General features: G+C 56.7%; 23 protein-coding genes. 14 read left to right on the forward strand and 9 right to left on the reverse strand.

Translation table 11 applies throughout. The features are described from left to right. Nucleotides 1-16 precede the first annotated feature (16 nt). Nucleotides 17-1,684: an alkaline phosphatase D family protein gene (locus tag AC1Z36_RS04415; RefSeq protein ID WP_483561732.1), complete on the reverse strand. Its 1,668-nt coding sequence runs from the start codon at nucleotides 1,682-1,684 to the stop codon at nucleotides 17-19. 107 nt (nucleotides 1,685-1,791) lie between these two features. Between AC1Z36_RS04415 and AC1Z36_RS04420 the strand changes: the two genes are divergently transcribed. The 5 genes from AC1Z36_RS04420 (at nucleotide 1,792) to AC1Z36_RS04440 (ending at nucleotide 3,945) form a co-directional block, all read left to right on the forward strand. Further along, on the forward strand, nucleotides 1,792-2,238 hold the full coding sequence (locus AC1Z36_RS04420; RefSeq protein WP_483561734.1) for an SRPBCC family protein: 447 nt from the start codon (nucleotides 1,792-1,794) through the stop codon (nucleotides 2,236-2,238). 349 nt (nucleotides 2,239-2,587) lie between these two features. Continuing rightward, nucleotides 2,588-2,932 (forward strand): carbohydrate kinase family protein, encoded by a 345-nt coding sequence (locus AC1Z36_RS04425; RefSeq protein ID WP_483561735.1) that lies wholly within the window; start codon nucleotides 2,588-2,590, stop codon nucleotides 2,930-2,932. A gap of 157 nt (nucleotides 2,933-3,089) precedes the next feature. Further along, nucleotides 3,090-3,326: an alcohol dehydrogenase catalytic domain-containing protein gene (locus tag AC1Z36_RS04430; RefSeq protein ID WP_483561736.1), complete on the forward strand. Its 237-nt coding sequence runs from the start codon at nucleotides 3,090-3,092 to the stop codon at nucleotides 3,324-3,326. A gap of 68 nt (nucleotides 3,327-3,394) precedes the next feature. Then, nucleotides 3,395-3,556, forward strand: a complete 162-nt coding sequence (locus AC1Z36_RS04435) for a hypothetical protein (protein WP_483561737.1) — start codon at nucleotides 3,395-3,397, stop codon at nucleotides 3,554-3,556. A 125-nt stretch (nucleotides 3,557-3,681) separates the two neighbouring features. Continuing rightward, nucleotides 3,682-3,945: a hypothetical protein gene (locus tag AC1Z36_RS04440; RefSeq protein ID WP_483561738.1), complete on the forward strand. Its 264-nt coding sequence runs from the start codon at nucleotides 3,682-3,684 to the stop codon at nucleotides 3,943-3,945. 248 nt (nucleotides 3,946-4,193) lie between these two features. Here AC1Z36_RS04440 and AC1Z36_RS04445 read toward each other — a convergent pair whose 3' ends face one another. The 8 genes from AC1Z36_RS04445 to AC1Z36_RS04480 form a co-directional block, all read right to left on the reverse strand. Further along, on the reverse strand, nucleotides 4,194-6,962 hold the full coding sequence (locus tag AC1Z36_RS04445) for a DUF4365 domain-containing protein (RefSeq protein ID WP_483561739.1): 2,769 nt from the start codon (nucleotides 6,960-6,962) through the stop codon (nucleotides 4,194-4,196). A gap of 812 nt (nucleotides 6,963-7,774) precedes the next feature. After that, nucleotides 7,775-8,581, reverse strand: a complete 807-nt coding sequence (locus AC1Z36_RS04450; RefSeq protein WP_483561740.1) for an SMODS-associated NUDIX domain-containing protein — start codon at nucleotides 8,579-8,581, stop codon at nucleotides 7,775-7,777. A 582-nt stretch (nucleotides 8,582-9,163) separates the two neighbouring features. Further along, a complete protein-coding gene (locus AC1Z36_RS04455) occupies nucleotides 9,164-9,679 on the reverse strand; it encodes a hypothetical protein (RefSeq protein ID WP_483561741.1) in 516 nt (171 codons plus the stop codon). Beyond that, on the reverse strand, nucleotides 9,676-10,071 hold the full coding sequence (locus tag AC1Z36_RS04460) for a type II CBASS E2 protein (protein ID WP_483561742.1): 396 nt from the start codon (nucleotides 10,069-10,071) through the stop codon (nucleotides 9,676-9,678). The genes AC1Z36_RS04455 and AC1Z36_RS04460 overlap by 4 nt, the downstream gene beginning before the upstream one ends. Nucleotides 10,072-10,148: 77 nt before the next feature. Then, nucleotides 10,149-11,165: a hypothetical protein gene (locus tag AC1Z36_RS04465; protein ID WP_483561743.1), complete on the reverse strand. Its 1,017-nt coding sequence runs from the start codon at nucleotides 11,163-11,165 to the stop codon at nucleotides 10,149-10,151. A gap of 83 nt (nucleotides 11,166-11,248) precedes the next feature. Continuing rightward, nucleotides 11,249-12,301, reverse strand: a complete 1,053-nt coding sequence (locus AC1Z36_RS04470; RefSeq protein WP_483561744.1) for an ImmA/IrrE family metallo-endopeptidase — start codon at nucleotides 12,299-12,301, stop codon at nucleotides 11,249-11,251. Beyond that, the gene (locus AC1Z36_RS04475) at nucleotides 12,298-13,254 is read right to left on the reverse strand and encodes a hypothetical protein (protein WP_441721927.1); all 957 of its coding nucleotides are present in this window, start codon (nucleotides 13,252-13,254) and stop codon (nucleotides 12,298-12,300) included. Before AC1Z36_RS04475 ends, AC1Z36_RS04470 begins: the two co-directional genes overlap by 4 nt. Next, nucleotides 13,251-14,276, reverse strand: coding sequence for a hypothetical protein (locus AC1Z36_RS04480; RefSeq protein WP_483561746.1), 1,026 nt, complete (start codon nucleotides 14,274-14,276; stop codon nucleotides 13,251-13,253). The genes AC1Z36_RS04475 and AC1Z36_RS04480 overlap by 4 nt, the downstream gene beginning before the upstream one ends. A gap of 809 nt (nucleotides 14,277-15,085) precedes the next feature. Here AC1Z36_RS04480 and AC1Z36_RS04485 point away from each other — a divergent pair. The 9 genes from AC1Z36_RS04485 (at nucleotide 15,086) to AC1Z36_RS04525 (ending at nucleotide 26,385) form a co-directional block, all read left to right on the forward strand. Further along, nucleotides 15,086-16,018: a restriction endonuclease gene (locus AC1Z36_RS04485; RefSeq protein WP_483561748.1), complete on the forward strand. Its 933-nt coding sequence runs from the start codon at nucleotides 15,086-15,088 to the stop codon at nucleotides 16,016-16,018. 320 nt (nucleotides 16,019-16,338) lie between these two features. Next, a complete protein-coding gene (locus AC1Z36_RS04490; RefSeq protein WP_483561749.1) occupies nucleotides 16,339-16,728 on the forward strand; it encodes a (deoxy)nucleoside triphosphate pyrophosphohydrolase in 390 nt (129 codons plus the stop codon). After that, nucleotides 16,728-19,712, forward strand: coding sequence for a DEAD/DEAH box helicase (locus AC1Z36_RS04495; protein WP_483561750.1), 2,985 nt, complete (start codon nucleotides 16,728-16,730; stop codon nucleotides 19,710-19,712). The genes AC1Z36_RS04490 and AC1Z36_RS04495 overlap by 1 nt, the downstream gene beginning before the upstream one ends. 37 nt (nucleotides 19,713-19,749) lie before the next feature. Further along, a complete protein-coding gene (locus AC1Z36_RS04500; RefSeq protein ID WP_483561751.1) occupies nucleotides 19,750-20,847 on the forward strand; it encodes a nucleoside hydrolase in 1,098 nt (365 codons plus the stop codon). A gap of 117 nt (nucleotides 20,848-20,964) precedes the next feature. Then, nucleotides 20,965-21,771: a glycosyl transferase family 9 gene (locus tag AC1Z36_RS04505; RefSeq protein WP_105659162.1), complete on the forward strand. Its 807-nt coding sequence runs from the start codon at nucleotides 20,965-20,967 to the stop codon at nucleotides 21,769-21,771. 7 nt (nucleotides 21,772-21,778) lie between these two features. Continuing rightward, on the forward strand, nucleotides 21,779-22,537 hold the full coding sequence (locus AC1Z36_RS04510) for an energy-coupling factor transporter transmembrane component T family protein (RefSeq protein WP_483561752.1): 759 nt from the start codon (nucleotides 21,779-21,781) through the stop codon (nucleotides 22,535-22,537). Next, on the forward strand, nucleotides 22,534-23,925 hold the full coding sequence (locus AC1Z36_RS04515) for an ATP-binding cassette domain-containing protein (RefSeq protein ID WP_483561753.1): 1,392 nt from the start codon (nucleotides 22,534-22,536) through the stop codon (nucleotides 23,923-23,925). Before AC1Z36_RS04510 ends, AC1Z36_RS04515 begins: the two co-directional genes overlap by 4 nt. A gap of 528 nt (nucleotides 23,926-24,453) precedes the next feature. Next, nucleotides 24,454-25,842, forward strand: a complete 1,389-nt coding sequence (locus AC1Z36_RS04520) for an LLM class flavin-dependent oxidoreductase (protein WP_483561754.1) — start codon at nucleotides 24,454-24,456, stop codon at nucleotides 25,840-25,842. A gap of 9 nt (nucleotides 25,843-25,851) precedes the next feature. Beyond that, nucleotides 25,852-26,385: a flavin reductase family protein gene (locus tag AC1Z36_RS04525; RefSeq protein WP_208294291.1), complete on the forward strand. Its 534-nt coding sequence runs from the start codon at nucleotides 25,852-25,854 to the stop codon at nucleotides 26,383-26,385. Nucleotide 26,386: the final 1 nt, after the last annotated feature.

The raw sequence follows: 26,386 nt of genomic DNA on the forward strand, positions 1-26,386 counted from the left end.
ATACCTGACGGTCGCGTCATTTCTCGCGCGGTTGGATCGCTGCCACTACGACGGTTTCCAGCCTCGGGTTCAGGTGGTCTCCGTGCTCAACCACCCCCGTGACCCAGCTGACCACCAGCCCGTCTTCGGTGTCCTGAAGGATGGCTAGGTTGTTGTCGAACCATGGCCCCTTGATGCCGTTCCAGCGAAAAGGCGGGTCTGGCACATGTGCCTTGTGCGCCATCCAAGCCCCGAACGGAACGGCCGGTCCCAAGGCCAAGGCTGCGGCAAAGTAGCGCATCAACCGGGGCAGTGGGTTGCGGATGGGCGAACACACAGCTTGCAGGATTCTGCTCCCGTTCTCGCGCTCGACTTCGGAAACGTAGGAGAAGTGCACGTCGCCGGAGAGGAACGTGACGGACTGCGGAGCGGGGCCGCGCTGCCCATCGGCGACCTCGGTGGACCACCGGGCCACGTCCTGGAAGCTTTGTTGGAACGCCGCCCAATGCTCAAGGTCCACGGCCCGGCGCAGTCGTTCCCCGAGCCACGCCCGGATCTGGCCGCGTTCCCCTGAGGAGTAGACCTCGTTCCACGCTTCCACATGATGCAGGCCCATGGGCAGCAGGAAGGGCAATGAGGTAGCGACCAGCAGGTGGCGGAATCCGCCTTGCATGTGCTCGTCGAGCCACGCATTTTCCGGTGGATCGAGCAGGGCACGCGCTTCGGGCTCGAGGGTGCGGGAGGCACGGGAGTCCACCACGATCAGCCGCACCGTATCCCAGTCGCGGCAGTAGCTCCAGCGGTATTCTTCCGGTGCGGCATCGACGCGCTCGGCGAACCGGTCCAAGTCGGCAGTGATATCTAATTCTTCGGGGCCGGTGTGGGCCGCGATGCGTTGCCACAGTGGATCCGCAGCCCGCCCCTCGGGGGAGAGGTTGCCCAGGTGCTGGTAGGTCCAATATGAGCCGAGTCCCGCAACAATGCGTTCGTGCCACCAGCTGGTCTGCTCCATGTCCTGTTTCCAACTGCGCGAGGAGTTCCAATCGTCGCGGATGTCGTGGTCGTCGAAGATCATGGCGCTGGGCAGGGTGGAAAGAAGCCAACGGTTGGCCGGGTCCGACCAAGCCAACTGGTAAAGGTGTGCGTATTCCTCGAAATCCTTCAATTCCGCCCCGGGGTCGTCCCTGATATCGCGCCGGCTGTGGATGAACTCGCGCATCTGATCACTGGTGGAGTCCGCATAAACCTGATCCCCGAGGAAGAGCATCAAATCCGGCCAGGGTCCGTGCGACGGGCTCGCCATAGACAGGGCATAGGCGCGCATCGCGTCAACACCGTGCTTGCGGTTGCCCACCGCGTCGTGCGGAATGCTGGTGCGGCAGGACCCGAAGGCCAGCCGTGGATTCTTGGCGGGGTCGATGGTGGCGATCATGGAATCGGGGAAGCCATCCTCGCGCGGCCAGACAGCGCTCCCCTGAAGATGCACGCTGTAGGGATTGACGCTTCCAACCTCCAGTCCCGTCACCTCGACTAACGCATAGTGGTGGCCGTGGGCACCAAAAGTCGGCGCACGCCATGTGTCTTCACCGCAACGGACCTCGACGGTGCAAGACCGAGCTGTCTCCACCCAGATACTGGCTGAGGTGGAATCCACGTGGCGGAGCATCGGGCCAAGTACAAGGTCCTGATCGTTTCGGTGGCTCATCGATTTCCCTTCCTGATGGTGCAGGTCAACCAAGAATGGCACAACAATATCGTTGGGGATAGGCCCGGCTGCCGGGCACGGGATCAGTTGCTGCCTAGGATGGGCTGATGAGTGAATCCCCGTATCTGCAAACCCGCCGCCGCTTCGTGGCCGCCGCGCCCCGAGAGATCTTCGAACTGCTCAGGGATCCCGCCATGCACCCGGTCATCGACGGCTCCGGAACGGTGCGGGCCTCGAACGCGAAGGGAAGCAAACTCATCCTGGGCAGCGAGTTCGGCATGCAGATGCGCCTGGGTGTCCCGTACCGGATCAGCAATACCGTGGTGGAATTCGAGCAAGACCGGCAGATCGCCTGGCGGCACTTCAGCGGGCATCGGTGGCGCTACGAGCTGGAAGCTGTCGGGTCCGGGACGCTGGTCAGCGAAACCTGGGACGCGAGCCGGGTGCGGCACCAATGGCTGCTGAGGCTGATGGGCTTCACCCGGAGCACCGGGCCCAATATGGAACGCACCCTGGAACGGCTGGCCGCGCAGTTCCCTGACGCCACCGAGTAAGGGCCTTTTGCCCTGAGTAGCTCGTCGATGACGTGTGTGCCTGCGGAATCTTCGGCGGGGCACAGCGCTACCGGCTGCAGGCCACGGCTGGTCATTCAAGCGTCGTAGGACGAGGTCAAATCGCCATCGATGCCATGTTCCATGCCGCAGACTAAGAAGAACTCTAGGTTTGAGACTTCGCACGATTCGGCCATGTTGCGCAGCGGAACTTACTCAGCAATGCCGCTGGAATGCTGATATTTTTCGACTTGAACTACCGTGCGGCACTGTGGAGTGAAGAAGAAGCTGGGGCGGCATCCTGGCCAAGGCAGACATTGTTTATACCGGGGATGAGGAAGCGGCCATCGCAGTGGGGCCAAGCGAAGACCCTATGGAGCTGGCCCGCCGGATCGCCGAGCTAGGTCCACGGCAAGTCATCATCAAGCTGGGGGATGCCGGAGCCTTGGCGCTCATCGACGGCAACGACTACCAGCGAGATGCCATCAAGGTGGCCGTTGTTGACACGGTCGGTGCCGGGGACGCATTCGTTGCCGGGTATATCGCCGAATTGCTGAATGGACTTGATCCTCACCAGCGGCTGGACACGGCGGTACGCACCGGAGCATTCGCCTGTATGGTTCGCGGTGATTGGGAAGGCATGCCGCGTCGCGATGAGCTCGGGATGCTGGAGCAGAGCGAACCGGTGGCTCTCTAAGAAGTTCTCGATACTTGATGCCAGCAGACCAGATAGGCAATCCAGTAGTTGAGGTGAAAGCCGTAGTGGTGCACGGGCCCAAGGACCTGCGCGCTGTGCAGATCCCGAATCCCTAGTAGCTCCGGGAATTGCGGCTCGGATCTGCACTACTGGCAGCATGGTGCAATGGTCTTTTCGCAATTATGGACCGCTGGTCATAGGCCACGAGGTGGTCGGGCGAGTGCGTGCGCTCGGAAAAGACGTCACCGGCTGGCGCGTGGGGGATGCCGTGGCGATCCACCCGGCAACGCCTGCCCGAGCCTGGAGCAAAACCAACGGGTATGCACCTGATCCAGGGAGGCACCTTTCTGGGCAGTGCGGGCACCACGCCGCACACCTAGGGAGGGCTGGTTGAGGTGCTGCACTCCCAGGCGAAACAGCTGCGCCGTTTGCCCCCAGGGGTTGGCGCTGTGCACCGCCACATTGGCCGAGCCGCAGGCCATTGCCCTACACGGAATCGACAAGGCGGCGGACCGCATCGAGGGAGCGCGCCGCTTCGTCAGCGGTGCCGGACCGATCGGCCTTCTGACCGCAGCCGTGTTGAAACCGCGCGGCACGGCATCGGTGGCGATTTCCGATCTGTAGCCGCGTGCACCTGAAATAGCCAGTTCCATGGGCATTGATGAGACCTTCAACATCCTGCAGGGACAAGGTCCGGAATCGCTCGGCTATGACGTGAGTGTGGAAGCCGCCGGCGCCGCTGCGGAACCGTGGTGCAGCCGGGGATCCTTCCCAAGGACAAGATTTCGATCTCGCTCTCGGAGCTGGGACTGAGTGAGCTGACCGTCTTCGGTTCGCAGCGTTTTGAAACCGAGCTGGACGAGGCCGTCGAATTGTTGGTCGAGCACCCGTTCTTGGCGCAGGGCATCAGCCACGACCTCCTACTCCATGAGGCCGAGGCGGCTTTCGCCATGGCGCTGGACTCGGCTGCGACTTCGAAGATTTTGATCAAGGTTGGCGCGCTCGAGGGATGAAAGCGGCGCCGTGGTCTCGTTCGCACATGTGCGCCTCGGCCACCAACGATCCCTGTTAACGACGGGGCTTTCGGAAACAACGCGCCTAGCGACGGAGACGCTATATCACCGAGACCTATTCAGCGGATTCTGCAGTAGGAGAATTTCGAGATTTTATATGTGCCGTTATTTGCGTTAGACCCCAAATGTCCTAGTTTTCAGCCCCTCCCTAGGTGACGCGATGAATTCCGGAATGATTCAATTTGCTCCTAGGCACTCAGGGAATTTCTGACTCTCGCAGACGGGTAGTCACGTAGCACATCTTGCAATATGTTCGAAGCATTCGCATCAGGTTTGTCAGCAGCAGCGTGAGCCACGTTGATGGCCAGTCGTGTCCCAGTGTTCTGGAGCATGCTCTGAAGGAGAGCCATTGCGCGGTCCGCAAGAACATCGCGCGATATCCAATCGGCTAAACCCAAGGCAACTGCCATCCTGACTTCTTGAGCTTCAGCGCCGGACAGGACAACAAGCAATCCGAAGTCTTCATGCCGACCCCACTTAATGAGGATCCGTACTGCAGAAACCTGCAATGTTGTGACTCCACGCAGCATGGGCCAAAGATCGTCCGGGGATAGTGAATCCGGAGAAATGCTGTCAAGAGCTTCAGCTGCGAGTCCCCGTATGTCCGTTGGGGAGATCATCTGCATCAGAACGTTGGTTACGTCAGTATCGGCTTTCATTATGCGTCGCAGAGCGGACTCTGCCCTTTCTGGTTCCGGAAATTTCAGATCTTGGGATAACGCAATATTTTCCAAGGCCCCAGCCAAATAGTTTGGATGGACGGCCTCGGCTTCAAGTATCTCCAACACTGGTTGCCAGTCTGCATGAAGAGGATGCCAACTATTGAGCAGCGCTAGAACATATAGAGGATCCGGTGTGCTAGACGAGTATGCCCCATCCTCCTGAACAAGCCCACGCACTCTGACGGCCAGATGCCCACGCATGCCCGCAAGTGCATCCTTGGTAAGGTCTCGCACATCTCCGAATGCCACAAGTGCGGTGATGTCACCATTTTGAATCCGGGGAAGGAGTTCGTTCCGAGATGCGGGCCTTGCTGAAGCCATGATTCTGTCGATTTCAGCGCTCAACTCATTGTGGTCACCTTTTCTACAATGCCCGAGCACTACCACCTGATCATTGGTCCAACTTTTACGGTTGAGTGTCTTGAATACCTTGGCATAGCCCCTGGCAATGAGCTGGTCGGGCTGTGGCGGCAGAGCGACCAGGAACGACATAACTGACTGCCGGCCGCTGTCGTCCAACACATGAACAATGGCGGCGAGGAGATCAAGGATCTTGGCGGGTGCGTAGAAAGTCGGGTCATAGAGTTTGTGGAAAGCCTCGATGTCTCCAAGACCATTTATGCACCAGCGCGAGGCAGCTGCCGCGACTCCGGGCTCCAGAACATCGGCAGCCATTTCCAACATGGTCATATCAGCTTGCAAGGTTGTTCTGGTTGATTGATCCAAATCAATCAGTCCACTTGCTAACCTTGCTGAAATTGCTGGGCCATCCAGAACGATTTTGCGGGTCGAGTTCTTGACCGCCTTGTGATCACCAGACCTACGAAGCCTTGAAAGTGATTCAGCAACATCACTTGCTGCTGAGTGCTCATCACTGCGCATGAGTTCCAGCTTTGCCAGCCGTCCGCTGGCATGACGCCATGCGCTTTGATCACCAATGAGACTGCTCAACAATGCAGCGGCACGAAGATGACTCCAGGCTACGTCCTTGCTGCTGATTGTGGTTGAGGGGTCGCGCGACCAAACCGTGAACTCGGACTCGAAATGTGCAGCAAGGCCCAATGTCGAAACCTGATTGCGCCACCATCCTGCGAGAGTGTCAGAATTGGAAATTGCAAGGCGCACGTCTTTCTCGCCGAGAGGTGACAGGGCGAATAGGATCAGCGCAGCGACGCCGGATATAGCCGTTAGGGTGGGGTCATCCGGTGCTGAAGACCTGGCCAAGTATGCGTTGATTGCTGCAGATTTGGCGGTGTCCTTCTTTCCCAGTTCTAGGAGACACCGTGAACGTTGAACTTGCAACCATGCATGGTCTTGGGGGGACTCATGCTTGAGCTTCAAAATCGTTTCATCAACAACCTCCAACGCATGTTGAGCTTCCCCATGTTCCATGAGGGCTGCCGCCCACGTGCATGCTGCAGCTGCAATCTGGTGCGTATGCGTCGCTTCCTTCCAGATGCTTTCAAAGATGACCGAATCATCTACCACGAGGTATCCAGAAAGCGCCGCAACAAACTTCCACTCCCAGATTCCCGACTGATTTTCCGATTCGAGCGCCGGACAACGACCTACGAGCACCTCCGAGCGAAGGAGGACGAGAGACGCGAGCGCCTGCTCAGGGTCAAGAATCGTGGGCAAGCCGTTTTGATGGGGTGCAATGAGCCTAGGGGTTAGCAATGCATACCGCAGCTGTTGATCCTTCTGGATTTTCTGGTCCTCATTCCAGGCGCTTCCCTCCCACAGCGGGGCGGGTCTTTTGCTAGTCGCGACTTCGATGAGGGACCGGTTGTGCGCGGCATTCACCAGCTGGGTCGAAGGAACGAAGATCTGTGACCCTTTACCAGTGGGTTCTATGAGGTCGGGGACCATATGTACCCAGTATGATTCCTTCGAGCTTAGATCGTGTAGCACGAGGATGTGGGGGGCTGCGTGTGCTGTCCAATAGTCGAAGTGCCTGCTGTCACTGTCGTAGTACCACCAGCCGGAAATTGATCCGTCGGCGGCTTTTACGGGTTTTTTGAAATAGGATGTAGGACCTTTATCCGCGCTGGTTTTTACTTGGACTCCAGCAATTGAAAGGAGATTGACGTCGCGTTCATCCTGAGGAATGACCCATAAGTCAGTGCCTAAGTCGTGTTCGTAATTGTTGTTTACCCCCCACCCAAGCTCCTCGAACTGCGCCTTCACATAGGTATGTCCTGCTGCCCCGATTTTGTGATTCTTGCCCTGCTGCACTTGTGTCCTCCCCAGATCCCGAGTCGAATGCCGACTATCAGGCTACAACGGAAGGCAGCGTTAGTTAATTGTCCTGAAACTCGCGATTGACTGAATTGGTCTTCGCTCCGAACATTGGTGGCCGGAAGTCTGCTTGTGCATGAACATCTATCTCCAAGCCCGCGCGAGAACCTTGAGCCGACCCCGCTGGCACTCCGGATTCCTTTAAATAGGGTGCTGGAAGGATTTTCATTCATTATCTCCACGGCATTCAGTTCTTATAGTCAAGAAAGCGGAGCATCCATCGATGTAGTTCGGCACCGTGGGTGCGGGTCGGTAAAGTTGAGGTTGGCCCATTCATACATGCTGATATCCGAGCATGCTGATCGCGGGCTTCTTGTGCACATTTCTAAGGTGATTGATGGTCTTCGAGTACTCTGCAGTGTCCACGTTTTAGTCGATGAGTCGAAGCCCAACGGCTACTACGTTGCCGCTGCCGTAGTGGCGCCGGCAAACGTCACTTCGGCACGTTCGGTCATTGGCGGGTTACGGCACAAGGGTCCCGATCGGTCCACTTCAAAAACAAAAGCAACTCCCACCGCCGCGTGTTACTCAGGGGTGCCGCTGAAACCAGGGTGAAGACTATTATCTCCAAACCGAACGATATAATTTGATATCAACAATATCCGTGGCCACAGCCAGAATGGCGAGTCGTGCACATCCAGCCGTTAGGACTCCAGAAAACATTCTGGAACCTGCTACCGGGTTATGACTCATGCGGATTCCTTCTAAACAAGTCCATCTAGCACAGTGCACAAGCAAGGGCGTTGCTCTCATGCGCCGGCGTCGACCGTCCACACCGCTGTCTCTGCGATCCGGGTAGTTTGGCTGGATGCACCATCTGCTGCTCCCATGCGGCGAATCTGCTCCTCAGAAGCCCATAGGATCGGGAGATCTGAACGGGTCTTTAATGCCTGCAATTGGACAATCTGCTCAGATGTTGGGAGAAGTTCCAAGATGTCAGCGATCAAAATTTCTTGACTTTTTGCCCAGGGGCTGAATTTCATCGGACGATAGAGACGTTCAATTCGGTCATACTTTACGTATCGGAAGGCCTCTGAGGAAAGGATTCCTGGAGCGATAAGTTCTTCATAGAACTCACGCCAGCCGTCTGTCTCACGTCCGGCCTCCGACTCGAACCACCGTATGAATGGAACTAACTTCTTGCCGGGGACACGCACCCGCAGATCGCCGTTACTGACTGCATCCGGGGTCAATAGGTCGTCGTCTAGAATTTTCATGGCATTACGCTTGCCCGATGACGACGGATGCGCTTTATAGACACCGCCGACTGGTTGAAAATGGTCGAACCGCTGCCCCTTTACGAGTAGGTATTCATTGTCAACTCGAATGCGGAAAAGGTACGAAGCGGAGATGCGGACGCGGCTCCGCCAAGTGCGGATTGAGTACCAAACCATCGTCAAAAACCGAAATTGGATGATCAAGGTATCCAGCAATGGAATTGCGAAGCCAATCATCAAACCGCTGGATACTACGAAGGCTACGCCTTCTGGAGCGGCTATGGACATCACAACTGACGAAACCAGCAATCCAATAAGAAAGACCAAAAGACGGGCCACCGAAACCTCCTAAGACATGGTGTTTGTCGATTAACGTTGCGGCGCAAATGCGCCATTCCTAATGCAGGACGATCCACTTTTGCATCTGCCCAGGCAAGATTCTACCGAGTGTTTGCCTACTTAATCCGGAGATAACATCCCTGTCACGCTGGACAGTAGGGCTTCCGTATAGCTGTGTTCTGTGTCGTTGAATTTGTGGGTGCTTGCCTTAGGCGATGTTTGTCTCGCGGATGAGTATGGTTCGCGTCCGTTGTTCATCGGAGAGCTGTTTCACCAAAGGATTCGCCCATAAGACCTGGGCTGGACCGGGACGAAGAGCTTGTAGAGCATAATATTCAATGGCGCAGTGAAATTAACGGTCTTAACAATGTGTCTGGCTCCTGCCTCGTCGCGACAACATCGACCGGGACTTTCTTTGAGATCTCAAGCGCTCGGCGCTAGGATCCATGCAGCAGTTGCCCTTCTGCGATTGAAAATTGGTTAGATCTTCAAGGACTCCTGAGCCGAAACTTACGTGCCATTTTCGGCGCTGGTGATCATAGTCGGTCTCAGCGAACGCCCTGCACACCACCAAGGTGATAGCTACTTCGTCCCCCAGGGGGCTAGCTTGTTCAAGTGTTTCTCAACGGCCTGGGAGTACGCGGCCTCGCGGGGCCTCAAGTCGCCGAGGTCAACTAGTGATGTTGGAATGGCCATATCGGCGTCTTCCGTTATCGCGCTTGCTTGCCATGCTTCCGTCATGGCAATGCCAGCGGAGGCCCTTACTTGCCGGATTAGTGCCGCATAGGTCTCGCCGACCGGTTTGGATTCGGCTTGTGTCCAGGCAAGAAAGTAGCTGATTTGTTCTTGCGTTTGGCGTACCTGCTCTGAGATTCTCACCCGTTCCTCCCCCGGCTTATCGGCATTTCGGCGACGTATGACGTATGGATATTCCTTATAGCCGGCGTAGGCGGCAAATGCCTCGGCAAAGACTGTGCGCACCCGAGAGCGTTCTTCCTCTCGGCTCTTTCTGCGCGCGAGGATGACGTTGAAGGTGCCGGTTAATAGCGCCGCGAATACTGCACTTGTCAACAAAACCGCGGGCGTGATGGTGCTCAACACAGTGGGCGTGTCCTTCGTTCGTCGTCTAATGCACTAATCGCGGTGTGTCCGATTTCATCGCCAGGCCAGTCTCCAGTCTGGCGGTACCACTGTTCTTTGATGAGGTGCGCGGCGATATGTCCCAGCAAGGCAGCTGGTCCGTTCGCAGGTCGCCAGCGTGCATCTGTCGGGTCGTACGGGTACCACATGCACAAACTCGAATCGCTGTATCTGTGTGGTGACTCTGAAGGCCCATCTGAGAATACGCGGGGCACATCGGGCGACCCCGGTGAGAAATGAATTTCGATCTTGCGCTCCGGGACCCCTGTGGGCGCAATCCGTGTCGCTAGAGCGAATCCCCCTCGGTATGCGCGACGCGGTCGAATGGCCTTGACGCCGGGGTTATCCATGCCGAGCTCATACAGGAACCTGATGCGTTGGGCGGGGGCAGCGAACCAGGGGGGATGACGTCGGCCTTTGCGGGGTGTCACAGCGAACCACCGAAAGCTCTCGTCGGAGGGACTGTCGCACTTACGGTGCTTAGGCCCAGTGCTGTTGTCGTCATCGGGGTTTTTGCCCACAAAGTATCTGCGGCTGCCGCAAGACTGGCTGACGCTGGAATTTCGATGTATTTCCAGAAAATCTTCGCCAGGGATGCCCGTACTGCTTGGTCATCGCCTTCGTTGGCCAACGACTCGGCGATCGCGTCCGCTGCTTTGCGAAGCCGGGGGCGAACCTTGTCAATTGGCAGCAATAGTTTGAGGTTGGCAGATACTCCGACAGGATCAGGTGTGGAGCGTCCAGCCTCGAGGCGGGAAGCTGCTCCTTCGAACAATGCGTGGAGGCCAGCAGGGACACCCATGCCGGGTTCCATGAATTCGTGTGCCCAGACGGACAGCATGAACGATGAGACACCAGGGACCGTGAACTGCTTGTTCCACGCTTTGGCCAACCGGATCACCTTGCGGCGCATGGAACGGTGAGATGTTGCGCCGGAATTGAGGAGGAGAACATGCGCCTCGGGGTCCGAAGGTTCCCAAGTGTCTTTGGCAAGGTTCGGAATCCACAGACCTTCCCCTTCCTTTCTGGTCAGTGCAACTACCAGGTCGACTGTCGGGTTCTGATCGTTGACCGGCGCAGCGAACGTGACCATTGGCCCACGCTTGGAGGTGTTGATCTTCGCTTTAGGGTATGCCTCGCGGATAATGGGCCCAATGAACTTACAAAGGTCTTCGACAACGTTCTGGGGTGACTCGTTGCCGCCGTCTGGGCCGAGCCGTGGATAGTACCGACGGTCCAGCACTAGTCCTCCGTCACCGTCCGTGACCGGTCCATTCATCGTATGAACTGCAAGGGAACCGCTCGAGTAGGTCCGAAGCGCTCCGTGGTAGGAAATTCCCGCGCTCTTTACCAAATTCAGCCGAGCGCGAGCTTCGGTCAGTGCCTCATAATCGGCGTCGATATCTACCCGGATTTCTGCCAAAATATCTGCTGTGGTTCCCATCAGGGCCCTCCGCCTTTCCTAAAGAGCCGGGTCCTTCCCGTCTCAACCATGGCTGACGGGACAACGTAGAATTCGTCCGACTGTTAGTCAGCGCAGTCCCGGCAGACCTCGTTGCCGCAGGAAAATTGCGCCGGGTGCTTGAGAACGAAACACTCTGTGCAGGACCGTTCGGCAGCTCTCGTACAAGCACAATGGCCGTTGTCGCAGCGGGGCTCTTCGCAGGATGCGCATCGGCTCTTGATCATGAAATTGCTTCCGCATGTTTCACAGTCCTGCCACCTGCTCGTTTTTGACACCATCGCAGTGCCTTCACGAGGAGGGGAGAACGATTTCCACGAGGCACTGTACTCGACCATTACCGCAACCAGATAACCTTCACACCAAGTGATTTGACCATAAAGCTGGTTCGAGGTGCGCCCCGTCGAATAGCTTATGCGCGCATTATCCCGGGTGATGGCATGAGTATCTAGAGATCCAACCATAGCTGCGGCAACGAGTACATTGCTTGACTGGTCGGATCCTTTCGCTGGCGGGTAGGTAGTTCCTCGCGCGGCAGCGAAGCTGACAATGCCTTCTGGGCTGAACACGGCAATGACACCCGGGGTCCTAAGCTCAGACGCCAGCCGGACACAGATTGCCGCACGTGAAGCCTTGGATTTTTGGTAGAGATTTAAGACGCTATTGGCGTCAGGACCCGAACTTGGCATCGACTGACGCACAAGCTCCGGCGGCAGGAGTATGCGAGCGGCAAAGGCATCGCAAGCAGCATCTTCAAATGCTTCGGATTCATCGCACTCCATCAGGAAGCTGCCGAGTTCCATGTCGTTGCTTTGAATGTGGTGCCCGAGCTCGTGTAAAAGAGTGAATCGTTGGCGACGCCGTGACATCGATTGGCTCACTACTAGCGTGGGAGGATTGGTCTGCCATAGGTATCCTCCAGCAACGGAACAACCTCGCCTTGCGTCCGATGGCACATCCTTTTCTTCCGGAACCAGAGCTATTCGAAGCTGATCCCAGGACTCGATTTCGGCGAAAACATTCGACGCGAGACGCACACTGGCGCCAGGATGCCAACGCTCGAGGGCTGTCAGCATTCCCTCGACCTGTGTAGCAGTATTTTCGAACAACCTGGTCACAATTTTTCCTTAGCATCCGGGCTAATGCTTTGGTAGCCGAGTGCGATCGTCCTCAGACGCTGGTGCCACACGTCTTGCCCCTGGCCGCTCTGGCGTGCTGCCAGGGCGAAAGCCTGTCGGGCAATTCTAAGCTGTGGTAGCACTTCATCGGACTCATCGGGTTTCATCTCTGAAATGACGAGGTGCCTCCAGCGTGGCTGCTCGATTTCCAGCAGCAGTTCGGTTGGTAGCGGCTCGGCAGTTGCCATGATTGCCGCAGGCGTGGAACCGATGAATGCCGCGAGTCTTTCAGCTTCGCTCGGGGTGAGATTGTGTGATCCGCGAACAATATCCATGGCTTGGCGTTGGGGAATTGCTAACGCGTCCACTACCTGCCTTAACGTGAAGGGGGTTTTCTGTGGCGATTTCTGTGTTCTTTCTACAGATGGCAGAGGTTTCAGTCCTTCTGCCCAATCTTCCAATAAGTCCTCAAGCTCAGCACGTTTTTCTGCACTGGGGGATGATTCGGATCGATTGGTTCCCGCTCTGAAACCAGTGGACGGCGAGGTAATTCTCTGTCGAAGATCGTTCCATGAGAAGTCCGCTGTAACGCGGCCAAGGGGACGTTCAAGGGCGCGTATCGGCACATCTTGTGCAAGCCCAATCCAGACAGTCAGCGGTAGACCGAGTCCGGAAGCTTCCGCTGCCAGAACCACCGAATCCTTGTCCTCCAAGCCAGGCTCGATCGTTACCGGGGCTGTTCGAACGGTTCTTGGTGTGGAAGGTTCATTCAAGGTGAGGAGTAGGACACTCTTTCCCTCCCATCGTGCCCACCAAAGGAAGTCACTATGGACTTGATACTGGGAAGAATCAATATCCGGGGTTGCAGCGGCTGCGGATCGCAAAAGCGGTGGTGTGGTGGTGATCTTCGCTAGCTCAAGTAAACGGTTTGCTGCGCTGGGTGATTTATTCATAGGTTTAGTCCTCCACCTTGTGTTGACGGGACAAACCCCGTGTTGTCCATCGCCACCCCGGTTTCCGGATGATATGAGAGGTTGCATAGTCCGATAATCCTTCGGAGAATTTCTCGGCTATTTGAATCGTTTCCAGCAATTTCGATCAGGCGCGACTTGAAACGTGAGATGCGGAGCGAAGCAGAACTGCGCTGGAGACCAAGCAGTTTCATGGCTTCTTTGAGATCATCCAGAACAAGCACGAGTTCTTTCTCCTCCTGCGTGAGTTGCCTGAAGGCGACTTCGGCCAGCAAACCAAAATTTTCATCTTCGTCTTCTTGCATCAATTCAGTCAAAGGTGACGGATTCGGATCCGCAACCGACTCTATCGATGTGTTTTCGCCTTCGTCAGGGTAAATGGTATGTGGGTCTAGAACGTGGGGAAAACGATTCGCGACGACTGCTACAAGAGTGCTGATGTGTAAACTGCCCCGTGCCGAGACTAAGAGCTCTTTTAGAAGATTTTCTAGCTCACCGGTTTTCCCCAGCTGCGCGCGTCGTTTTCCTCCCGGCGGCTCCGGATAATAGGTCACGTGGACCCGACGGGCAACTGTACTAAGTGTAGTGACGTCATCGGTGCCTGCCTCTGCAAGTTCGCCACTCAGAAACCAGAAATGTTGAACGGGCGAACGCTGGAATCTCGGGTCACGATCGAGCCTCTTCTCGAGCCGGTCGCGCAAGGCACCCATTGCCGTTTCGGTGTTTTGGTCCACCAGCCAATTGCGTAACCAGCGCCGAAACATGCGTCCTAGAACTTCATCGTCTGCTGCTTCTAAACTAACTGCCGTTGTTAGAGGCAAGCCACACGCAAGAAAGAAACTTTGAGCATAGTCCTCAGCGTCATTCACCCCGTCTGAAGTTAATGCTGGAAATCTTCGCAGTTCCTCCTCCGTGAGCTTTAGGAGAAGGCCGATGGCTTGTAGTCCGAAATATCCAAGAGAATGTAGCTCATCGACAATTTCTGTCTTTCCTATACGCGCCATGATGTGTCCCCTCTGTCCCCTCCTAGATCATAACAATTTCAATGCCTCAAACTTGCACTTCGCTTCTGTTCAGAAAATAGTCAAGCGAGCCTTTCTATGTCCATGAGTCCAACTATGATGCACGGAGCATCCAGCGATCCCAAGAAATCCATGTCTAACCAGCTCACCGCGATGACTAGCCCACCGGTTCGATTGAACCGCTTCAGGGTCGTTTGTATATAGGCTGTTGGCGCGTCCGAGACGGACGCTGAGTACATGGTAGGCAAGCTGATTACTTCGAAATCGGCGGGGTACGCCTCGCACGGACTGCGTCGCCTCCCTGAATACGTGGACAGGCGCTTGCCAGGGCACGTTATGCCTGGTGCGCAGGCATTAGTGGATCTGGGCAGCGGAGCCTTGAATGCGAAGACATACAGCGTGTGGCCACTGCATTTGAAGTACGGATGCCAATGCTAATGTAAGCAAAGCATTGGGAGGCCCTTACCTCGACGGCACTCGCGGACGGAAGTCACTTGTCGTTGCATCTGCGCTGTTGTGCCCTTGTGTCTAGGGCAGGCATAGTCTTCGGCCGAGGTGAGAAGCAGCAAATGCCGTTGCACCTGGTGAATTACGTACGAAGCTGGCCTGCCGGGTCGGCGGACGATGTCAAAGTGTAAACAACATTAAACTTGAGGTTGCCTGCGCCATGGACCTTGGGCTGTAGTGCCTAGTCGAAGTGTCTGAAGAGTTACTGCCTGTCGTTACCCGGTCCTATGATGGATATTCACTGTCTGCTAATAACCAGTTCAGGTTTAACGAGGAGAAACTAGATGACCCAAAGCTTGGATGAGACCGTTGAATCGGAAGTTCCCATCTGGCCTCATTTATTAAGGTATGTTCTCGAAGTACTTGATTCAGGGGAGACTCTACACAGGCGTGATATGGTCAGCCGCACTATAGACGCCGCCGACTTGTCTGTGGCTGCCCGAGCAGAGACTCTCAACTCTGGTGGGCTTCGCTCCGTTCAGCGTATTGGGTGGGCCATCAGCAACCTGTTCAAGGCAGGGTGGATTGAGCGGCCTAAACGGGCGAACTACAGGATTACTGATAAAGGCAGACAGTGGCTTGCTGAACATCCGGAGGGCATTCGTAGTTTCTCCGAAGCCAATCTGATTTTCGCTGAGTTTTGGCCGCAGGTGCAGAAGACGCAGTCGGTGGAAGCAACTGAACTCGTCGTAACTGATGTTGCAGATCCAATTGAGCAAATTGAAGCCGGTATTAACCGGATAACATCCGACGTCGGGGATTCCCTCCTTAAGCGTCTGCGAGAAAGTCACCCAGACTTCTTCGAAGAAGCTGTGGTCAAACTATTGCTGGCGATGGGTTACGGAGGAGCCGAACAACGTGGTCGTCGTATTGGCGGTTCGGGGGACGGCGGAGTGGACGGTGTCATTGACCAGGATGCACTGGGCCTTGACCGAATCTATGTGCAGGCGAAGAGATACGCCGAAGGAAGCAACATTGGCCGAGAAACGATCCAGGCATTCGTAGGCGCCCTACATGGGGTTTCGGCAACCAAGGGCGTGTTCATCACGACTAGTGCCTTTACCCAGCATGCCAAAGACTATGCGTCCGGCATCCCGACTCGCACTATTCTGATCGACGGAAATCGCCTAGTCTCTCTCATGATTAAGTACCGCGTTGGCGTCCAAATTGAGAGAAGCTACGATGTCGTGGACATCGATGAGGACTTCTTCGAGTAGACCAATAAGCAACGAGTGGGTTGTTCCGGTGAAAACCTAGGGAAGTAGGTCCTACTCGTAGCTTCGGGGCTGTGTCCCTTCAGCAATAGTCTGTCAGAGGCGTCGTCGACGCTCTGCACCAACTTATCGAGTAAATCTTGTTCTGCTTTCAAACGTTTGGTGAGTGAAGTCCACCTGATTGCGCGATAAATAAATGGAGGCGGAAAATACATGCTCGAAGACGTTCAGCATGCGGTCCAGTGTGATTCCGTCTGAACAGACCGATAGGATCGCAACTATCGGAAGTCGTTATTCGAGATCTACGTCAGAGGAGAATTAGCTTGAAGAAGCAAATCAATGTTGTTGGTGCCGTTATCATCAGGAATGATGAAATCCTCTGCGCTCAAAGAGGCCTAAATGGAAGTCTCGGCGGCATGTGGGAATTCCCTGGTGGCAAAATCGAGCCAAAAGAAACTCCTCGCGAAGCACTCGAACGTGAGATCCGAGAGGAACTACTCTGCACAGTCAAAGTAGATGATGAAGTTACGAGTACCACCTATGAATATGACTTCGGAATTGTTACTCTGACAACCTTCTATTGCGAGTTAGTTGAAGGAGAACCGAAGCTCACGGAGCATGAAGATGCAAAGTGGCTCAAACGCGATGAACTCATGTCCCTGGAGTGGGCGCCAGCGGACATTCCAGCGGTGGAACTCATCCAGGCGGCATAGTGAATACTAGCGCTGATCTCGTTCTTGGTAGTGGTCTCTCAAGAGACGTCACTTTTGGATTCTTAGACGGGAAACAGCAATCTCGCCGCCATCACCACCCTCGTGTCGTATTGAACGCTGACGGAAATACAGTTCTGCGCATCCTTCGCGAAGAGCTTGCCCGTTGTGATGAATTCATTTTCTCCGTCGCTTTTGTAACCCCGAATGCGATTGCTTTACTTAAACAGGAGCTCGTGGAATTTTCGGGTCGAGGAACGATTGTCACCTCCGACTATTTGGGCTTTAATTCGCCATCGGCTTTTAGCGAGTTACTGAACCTTGAAACTCTAGGGATCAACGTTCGAATTCACAAAGCGGGAGCCTTTCACCCGAAGGGTTATATTTTCAAAACCGAGAATATGGTTACGGCCATGATCGGAAGTTCAAATTTGACCGGTAACGCCATCGTGAAAAATCATGAATGGAACTTGAAAGTTTCTGCATCCGAGGGCAGCGATCTAGCTGACCAGCTATCTTTGTTGACCCAGAACCAGCTTGAAGAATCCGAAGCACTGAGCCAACGGTGGATAGATGCGTATGCGGAACAGTACACGCCTCCTCCGATACGTCGGAAGGTAGCAACTGCCCCTCGAACTGACGTTGATGAGCATCTTCTGCCGATAGCGGCTGAACAAGATCTTGAAGTGAGCGGCCAGTCGCTGGATAGTGCTGTGTCGTCCGAGTTGCTCATGCCGATCCTCCCGAATCAGATGCAAACGGAGGCGCTCAAAGCGCTGGAACAGGTTCGGACGAGCGGGGCGTCGAAGGCCATAGTTATTTCGGCTACCGGTACGGGAAAGACGATCCTCTCGGCATTGGAAGTACGGGCAGCTCATCCTGGCCGGTTCTTATTTATCGTTCACCGCGAGCAGATCCTCGATAAAACCATCCAAGAGTACCGCCGCGTCATCGGTAGCGACTACAACGATTTTGGCAAACTTGCGGGTGTCTCCAAACAAAGCGACCGCAAGTTTGTTTTCGCAACGGTGCAGACATTGTCCCAAGATAGTGTGCTGCACGAAATTCAATCAGACACTTTTGACTACATCATCGTTGACGAGGCGCATCGCGTTGGTTCTCCAACATACAAGAAGGTACTTGGATACCTCGAACCTACTTTCCTGCTTGGCCTGACAGCCACACCAGAACGTAGCGATGGATTCAATGTTTTTGAGTTTTTCGACTACAACGTGCCGTATGAGATTCGCTTGAATCACGCGTTGGAAGAGAACATGCTGAGCCCATTTCATTACTACGGGATAGCCGACGTAACGCTTGATGACCAGACGATCCTAGACAGCACAGATGATCTGGGACATCTAGTTACGGCGGACCGTGTTCACCACATTATTGACGCGCTGGCTAAATATGGGCAGGCGGGTGTTGCCCCGAAGGGGCTTATTTTCTGTTCTCGTAAAATGGAAGCTGCTGCTCTATCTGCAGCGCTGAACCAGCAGCAACTGCGAGGGAAAACTTTGCGGACGGTGAGTCTCAGCGGTGACGATTCCGTGGAACAGCGAGAACGAGTAGTTGGGCAGCTGGAACGCGGAGAACTCGACTACATCCTCACCGTCGACATCTTCAATGAGGGGGTGGATATCCCCACAGTGAATCAGGTTGTGATGCTTCGCCAAACGCAATCGGCCATAGTGTTCGTGCAGCAGCTTGGACGCGGTTTGCGTAAAGCACCGATGAAGGACTACTTGGTGGTGATCGACTTCATTGGCAACTACGCGAACAACTACATGATCCCGATCGCGCTTTTCGGCGATGAATCGCTGAACAAAGAGTCGCTGAAAGAGAAGCTTATTTCCACCGAACAGGCGGGCGTACTTGCAGGGTTATCGAGTGTTCGATTCGATAAGGTCTCGCAGCAGCGTGTACTTGATTCCATCCGTACAACTGCTCTGGACAGCATTCAAAAGCTCCGCGGTGCGATGCAGTCGATGCAGAACCGCGTCGGACGCGCACCGAAGCTCTTTGATTTTTATCGATTTGAATCGGTCGATCCGGTATTGCTGGCAACGAAGAAGGAAAACTATCCAGCGTTGGTCAAGAGTCTTTTGCGGATTGATCATGAGCTTAGCCAGGATGAGCTCAAAGCGTTGTCACTACTATCGCATGAAGTCCTGACGTCGAAGAGAATTCATGAGTTCGTGCTTGTCCGTGAGTTGCTTTCACACGGGTCGGTAACCTTGCCCCAATTCCAAGCAGCGCTCCTCAACGAAGGAATCGACGCGGCCCATCGCGAATTGATGAGCACCGTAGAAACTCTGAATCTTGCTAATCACGGACAAGTTGATCAAAGTCGATATGGAATTCGCTTGGCGAACATCGATGGAGAGTCCATATCGGCTGATCCTGGTTTTCTCAGTTCATATCGTTCACACCGTGCATTCACCAACGAAGTGGACGACATCATACAAACGGGCATGGCCCTAGTGCGAGACCGGTATGTTGCTGGAGATCCGTTTATCGTTGGAGGACAGTATTCCCGAAAGGAAGTGACACGTCTTCTGGGACTGCCACGAAAGTGGACTTCGACGCTTTACGGGTACAAAGTCGACCCAGAATCGAAGACCTGCCCGATTTTTGTGACGCTGCACAAATCTGACGATATCTCGGCTAGTACCGCGTACCAGGATGAACTGGTTGATCCTTCCCATCTGCGATGGTTCACGCGATCAAGGCGAACGCTACAGAGCGATGAAGTCCGGCGAATAGTGGATAACGAGGTTGATCTGTACGTCTTCGTTAAGAAAGACGATGCGGAAGGTACCGAATTCTTTTACTTAGGCCAGGCCGATTCACGTAATGCCGAGCAGACTCACATGTCTGGAAAGAACCAAGAGCAGCTTGACGTTGTCACGATGAACCTGCATTTTGAGAAAGCGATCGACAACGCTCTGTACGACTATTTGAGCCCGAATGTAAACCTGACGTAGTCTGGCCGATGATTTTCTAGAGCTTCTAGGAGTGCGATTGAATGCAGTACGATCCGATGCGGAACGGGATGAAGGCGAACCACAGATTCGTCTTCTAATTGATAACGACACAGGTATCGACGATGCCTTGGCGCTCGCGTTCCTGTGCGCCTGCGACCACGTAAAGATAGAGGCCCTCACCAGCACGCCTGGAAATGTCGACGTCGAACAAGTCGCTGCGAATAATCGAGCTCTGTTGGCGCTCTGCGGCCGCCCCGAAGTTCCGGTACTCATTGGTGCACGGGAGCCTCTGCAGATTTCGCTGGTGACCACACCGGAAACTCACGGTACGCAAGGTGTTGGTTACGCGACTCTTCCAGATTCAGAATCCGAATCTTCAACAGATGTTGGCGCAGTGGACTACTGGATTGAAGCAGCCCGAGCTAACCCCGGAGAGCTGACGGTCCTGCTCAGCGCCCCGTTGACTAACTTCGCACTATCGCTACGCGAAGAACCTAGACTTCCCTGGTTGCTGCGCAAGGTAGTGATCATGGGCGGTGCTTTCTACTACCAAGGGAATACAACACCGACGGCCGAGTGGAACACACACGTAGACCCGCACGCCGCAAAGGAAGTATTTGCTGCCTACTCTGCTGCCTCTGAACAAGGATTGGACTCCTCGAAGTTGCCGATTGTCTGCTCTCTGGACACCACGGAGCGCTTCGAAATGCAGCCGGAGTTCCTGACGAAGCTCTCCATTGAAGCTGGATGCGATGAACCGGAAATAGTCCAGGCCAGCGACCCGGAGGGGACGTTGAGCAAGTCCTCCAGTCCGCTGGTGCGCTATCTCTCCGATGCCCTGCGCTTCTACTTCGAATTCCACAGGAAATACGACCAGGGCTACATTGCCCACGTGCACGACTACTTTGCCGCTGGTGTCGCCGCGGGGACGCTTGAGTACCAAACCCGCCTCGCAACGGTGGACGTAGAGACAGAATCGCAATTGCTCTTTGGTACCACCGTGGCCGATTTCCGCGGACTGTGGGGCAAGCCGGCGAACGCCCAGGTGGTCGTCGCAAATGACCCCGAAGCAGGGTTTGCCGAACTGGTCCAGCGCCTCGGTGCGCTGGCAAGGAAACTCAACGAGAATTCCTGAGCGCAGGCAGGTGGGCTAGAATCGTCTACCGGGTCGAGGTGACATAGACCCGCCATTCGCGCGTTGCGGGAGCAATCCTGCGCGCAGCCAAACTCGTATCCCCAGGATTGCCTCATCATGTCACCGAACCTTCTTTTGCCCGAAGCATCAGCGACCCAGCTCCTGCGCCGCAGGGTGCTCGGCGCAGCTGGAACCCTGTTGCTCGTCGGAACCTACCTGTTCCTGGTCATCACCCAACCCGCGGGAATCGTCGAGGGCCTGGGCCAGGGAGTTGCCTTGGCAACTTTCGCTGCCTACCTGATTGCAGCCGTCCTGCTGCTGCTCGCTGTGCTGCCGGATCTGCCGGTCTCCGCCCTGACACTGATCCCGGTCGCGCTGGCACTGAACATCATCCTGGGCCAATTCGTCGGGTCCGTCATGGTCCCGCTCTACCTGGATTCCATCGGTACTGTTCTGGTGGGCTTTCTGGCCGGCCGCCGTGCTGGTGCCGCCACCGGTGTGCTCAGCACGCTGATCTGGTCGCTGTTTGCCCCCACCGTTTTGCCGTTCGCTGCCGGAGCCGCACTGGTCGGTTTCCTTGCGGGAACCGCCGCTCGCTACGGCGCCCTGCGCCGGCCATACCTTGCCCCAATCGCGGGCCTGGTTTCCGGTGTACTGGTTGGCGTAGTCTCCTCCCCGGTGGCTGCCTTCGTCTACGGCGGCACCTCGGGTGTCGGTACCGGCGCAGTGGTTGCGGCCTTCCGCTCCATGGGGGATTCGCTGCTCTCCGCGGTCACCAAACAGGCCCTGATCTCTGACCCGGGAGACAAGGCAATTGTCTTCCTCATCGCGGCGTTACTGGTCTTCGCCTTGCCGAAGCGCTTGAGCGGTTCTTTCGAATTCATCCGCCGCTACAAGGTGCTGGGCAAGAGCGGAAACAAGTAGGCCACCTATGAAGCGCCGCATCGCTGAGTTGCATCCTTTTACCGTGCTTTGCCTAGCCGTGCTCACCGTTTCGGTGGCCACGGCTGCCAGCCGCTGGTGGCTGAGCTGCGCGGTAATAGCGCTTTGCCTGGCCATTGGCGCAGTTGCGGGCAAGGCCCGCAAACTCGCGGCGCTCAGCGGTGCCATCATGCTCCCGACCCTCCTGTCCTTGCTGATGATCCATGGACTGGCTTCACAGGATTCGTCGGCGGTGATCGCCGCATGGGGGCCAGTCAGCCTGACGCTTGGGGGAGCGGAGATCGCCATGGCCCTGGCCTTACGCACCGCCGTGCTGGTGGTGGCGGGTTTGCTTTGCGGTCTGCTGATCGACAAGCACCAGCTGGTGGCAGCTATCGACTTGTCTCCGGCTCCGCCGCAGGCGGGATACCTGTTGGCATCCACGCTGTTCCTTCTTCCGCAGATGATGGAAAAGCAGCATGCCATTGGCCAAGCCCAGGCCTTGCGGAAAGCAGGAACCGGCCGGGGCTTGGCCGGCTGGCTGCAGCGCCTGAGGCTGCGAGCAGTACCGCTGGTGCTCTCCTCGGTGCAAGATGCCCATGACCGTTCGGTGCATCTGGCCGCGCGCGGTTTCCCCGCCCGCGGTGAGCACAGCAGATTGCGCCACGTCGCGGACTCGCAGATCCAAAGGGGCGTCCGCTGGGTTGCCCTGCTCTGTTCGGTGCTGGTGCCGGTAGCGATTCTGGTGCCACTCGGGGGAGCCTCATGATGGATATGGAACACCGTGCACCTGCCGGAACCACCGCGGCGCTGCACCTCAGGCTGGGAAGCTTCAGCTACTCCGAGGCGCACGCCGAGGCCTTGCGCGAGATCGAGTTGGAATTCTCCCCGGGTTCCCTGACTGTCATTGCCGGCGACTCTGGATCCGGAAAGTCCACGCTGGGCGGAGTACTCGCTGGCATGCTTCCGCGGCCAGGAGCGGACCAATGCGAGGGAACGGTCACCCTGGCGGGGCAACGGATCGATTATTCTCCGGAGCATTCGCCACGAATCGACGTCGCAGGCTGGGCCAAGCACGTGGGACTGTTGCCCCAAGATGCCGGGCTCTACCTCTCGGGGATTCGCCAGACGGTTGCAGAAGAGCTGGTCTTCGCGCGGGAGAACGAAGGAATGCCCCGTGAAGAGATGGCAGAGCTCATCGCCGAGCTATCCACGCGGCTGTCCCTGGAACATCTGCTTGAACGCGATCCCGCCAAGCTTTCAGGAGGCCAAGAACGCCTGGTCGCACTGGCCGCGTTGTCCGCAGCCAAACCTTCCATCATTGTGCTCGATGAACCGTTGGCCGGGTTGGATTCCAAGGCAACTCAGGCCGTGACCTCGATGATCACCAGGTTGCGTGCTGAAGGCACTGCACTTGTGGTGCTGAGCCGGACGACAGAAGCATGGGACGCAGAAGCGGATTCACTGTGGAACTTGGCGGACGGTACTTTGCAGCGGGCAACTGCAGGCGCTGCAACCACTGCGTTGCTTTCCAAGTCAAAAAGACCAACTGTCCCCGCTGCATCTGCAAAGCCCTTGGTGGGCTTTTCCGGCGTGCAACTCGGATACAAAGGCGCCAGCGCCCCGGTCCTCTCCAGCCTTGACCTCGAAGTCCGAGCCGGTGAATGCGTGGGGCTGGCCGGCGCCAACGGAACGGGCAAGACCACGCTGCTCAAAGCCGCCGCAGGGCTGATCAAGCCAGCTGCCGGAAAGGTGCGGGTGACAGCTGATGCCGGAATGCTCCTACAGAATCCTTCGGACCAGCTCTTCGAACGTACGGTAGCCCGGGAGGTCGCCTTCGGCCTTCCCAAGAAGAGCATCCAACGCGCCCGTGTGCCGTTGGTGCTTGAACAGCTGGGCCTGGAATCCTATGCGCAGACCCATCCTTATGAACTGCCGGCTTCGGCCCGCCGACTCGTTGCCTTGGCCACCGTGCTGGTGCGCGAACCGCAGCTGCTCCTTCTTGATGAACCAACCGAGGCGCTGGATATGGCTGGGCTGCATTGCCTGCACGAGGCAATCGATTCGGTACTCGAGCGCGGGGGAGCAGTGCTGTTCTCATCCCATGATGAGCGGTTCATGTTGTCCACCGCGCACAGGGTGCACCAGCTGTCGTAGCAATTTTTCTGCTGCGGGACAGGCTCCCGCGTTTAGGCCAAGCCTCTTCCCGGTGCTCTCCGGAGTGACCAAGTTTCTGCGCCGTGCACGCCGTACGGTGAATTCACACCCTTCTGCCCCGGTGGATTGTGGGTACTCGTCTTCTCGGTCAGCCATTACTGGACTTAGCGTGCAGAGTCATCATTCCGGCCTGCAAGGAATTAGTCCCAAACCAAGGTAAAAACGCAGTCGTAGGTCAGCTCATCGAGAGAACTGCGCCGGCTGCTCCGCTGGTTCCTCCTCGCACCAACATTCTCTTGGCGTCACCAGATTTCATGCCTTCAACCCACGCGTACGCGAAGTGACGTGGAGGAATCGGAAGCGGCTGGCTTTTGCTGCAAAGCCCGCCTGCGAGCTTGCTTGTCACAATTGCCGATCCATGTGAAATAGAACTCCTTTACCGCTTGACGGTGTGGCCTTCGACACCCTAGTCTGTGATCACTGAATAAACACATAGTTCATCTAGTGAACATATTGAAGGGATTCAACATGACAAAAGAGATGCGCGTTTTCGCGTTCGACTTCAACGGCCCGGCGCATCTTTCCGCTGGCACCTGGCGCCACCCGAAGGACCGGGGTGGTGAATACAAGTCGCTTGGCTACTGGGTCGAATACGCGAAACTGCTCGAAGCTGCCTGCTTCGACGGGATTTTCTTTGCCGACAACGACGGCTACCACGAGACCTACAAGGGCTCGGTGAACGATTCCCTGAAGGACGCCGCTCAGATCCCGGCCAATGATCCTTCATACCTGATTCCAGCCATGGCCGCGGTAACCAAGAACCTGAGCTTCGGCGTCACCTCCTCCACCGCCTACGACGCCCCGTACAAGCTGGCCCGCAAGTTCTCCACGCTGGATCACCTGACCGATGGCCGGGTGGGATGGAACGTAGTCACCTCTTACACCAACAGCGCAGCGCGGAACATCGCCGGGCTCGAAGCCGCCGAAGCCCACGACGACCGCTACGCCCGCGCCGAGGAATTCATCACCGTGGCCATGAAGCTCTGGGAGACTTCGTGGGACGAGGACGCAGTGCTGCGCGACGCTTCGACCTCCACCTACGTGGACCCCAGCCGCGTGCACAATATCGAGCACCAGGGCGAGCACTTCAGCGTTCCGGGCATCCACCTGTGCGAACCTTCGCCGCAGCGCACCCCGGTGATCTTCCAGGCTGGCGGATCCCCGCGCGGCGTGGCCCTGGCCGCCAAGACAGCCGAGGCTGTCTTCCTGAATGCGATGACCAAGGAAGCGCTGAAGAAGCAGGTCGACGGGCTGAAGGCCAAGGCGCTGGAATTCGGGCGCAACCCGGAGAGCATCGCCACCTTGCAGATGATCACCGTCATCAGCGCTGCCACCGATGAAGAGGCGCAGGCCAAATACGAGGAGTACCTCAAGCTGGTCTCCTACGACGGGGCCATGGCCCGCTACAGCAGCTGGGCCGGGGTGGACTTGTCGGCCTTCGACCCGGATGTCCCGCTGAAGGAGATCGATACGAACGCCGGGCAGACCATGCTGAACTTCTTCCTGAAGATGGACCCGTCCAAGGACTGGACCACCCGCGACATCGCCGAGTACATCGGCATCGGCGGCACCTCGCCAGTCATCGTGGGCGGACCGGAAACCTGCGCGGATGAGCTGATTTCCTGGATGGAGCAGACCGGGGCCAGCGGCTTCAACCTGGCCAATGCCATCAAGTTCCAGGACATCAAGGACTTCGCCGAATTCGTCGTTCCCGAACTGCAGCGCCGAGGCGCCATGCGCACCTCCTTCGCCGGGTCCACCCTGCGCGAGACGCTCTTCGGAGAAGGCAACGCCCGGCTGCCCCTGGACCACCCAGGCGCAGCACTGAACCAGCAGACCACCGCACAAGCCAGCTAGGAGTTCCCCATGTCCATCATTGTGACCCCGCAGAACACGGGGATTGATCCGGCCGAATACCGCAAGGTCTTCGGCGCCCTGCCCACCGGCGTCACCGCCATCACCGGCATGACCGCCGCCGGCAAGCCCATGGGCTTCGTCGTGGGAACCTTCATGTCCCTGTCGCTGGAACCGCCACTGGTCACCTTCTGCGTCGACAAGGGCTCGAGCACCTGGCCGACTCTGCGCTCCCTGGGCCGCTTCACCGCGAACATCCTGTCCACCGAGCAGCTTCCGGTCAGCCGGGCGCTTTCCCGCAAGGGCGTGGACAAGTTCGAGGGCATCGACTACGAGATCGGTGCCAACGGCACCCCGCGCATCGCCGGCGCCTCGGCCTGGATCGACTGCGAAGTGCTCTCGGAAGTCGTTGCCGGAGACCACTACATGATTGTCGGTGGAGTGGAAACCATGGAAGCCACAGAGCGCGAAGCGCTGCTCTTCCGCGGCGGAAAATTCGGAGATTTCAACCTTTGGCCGGCACCGGCCCCAACTGCAAAGGCCTAGC

It is taken from the genome of Glutamicibacter sp. BS14 (genome assembly GCF_056934375.1).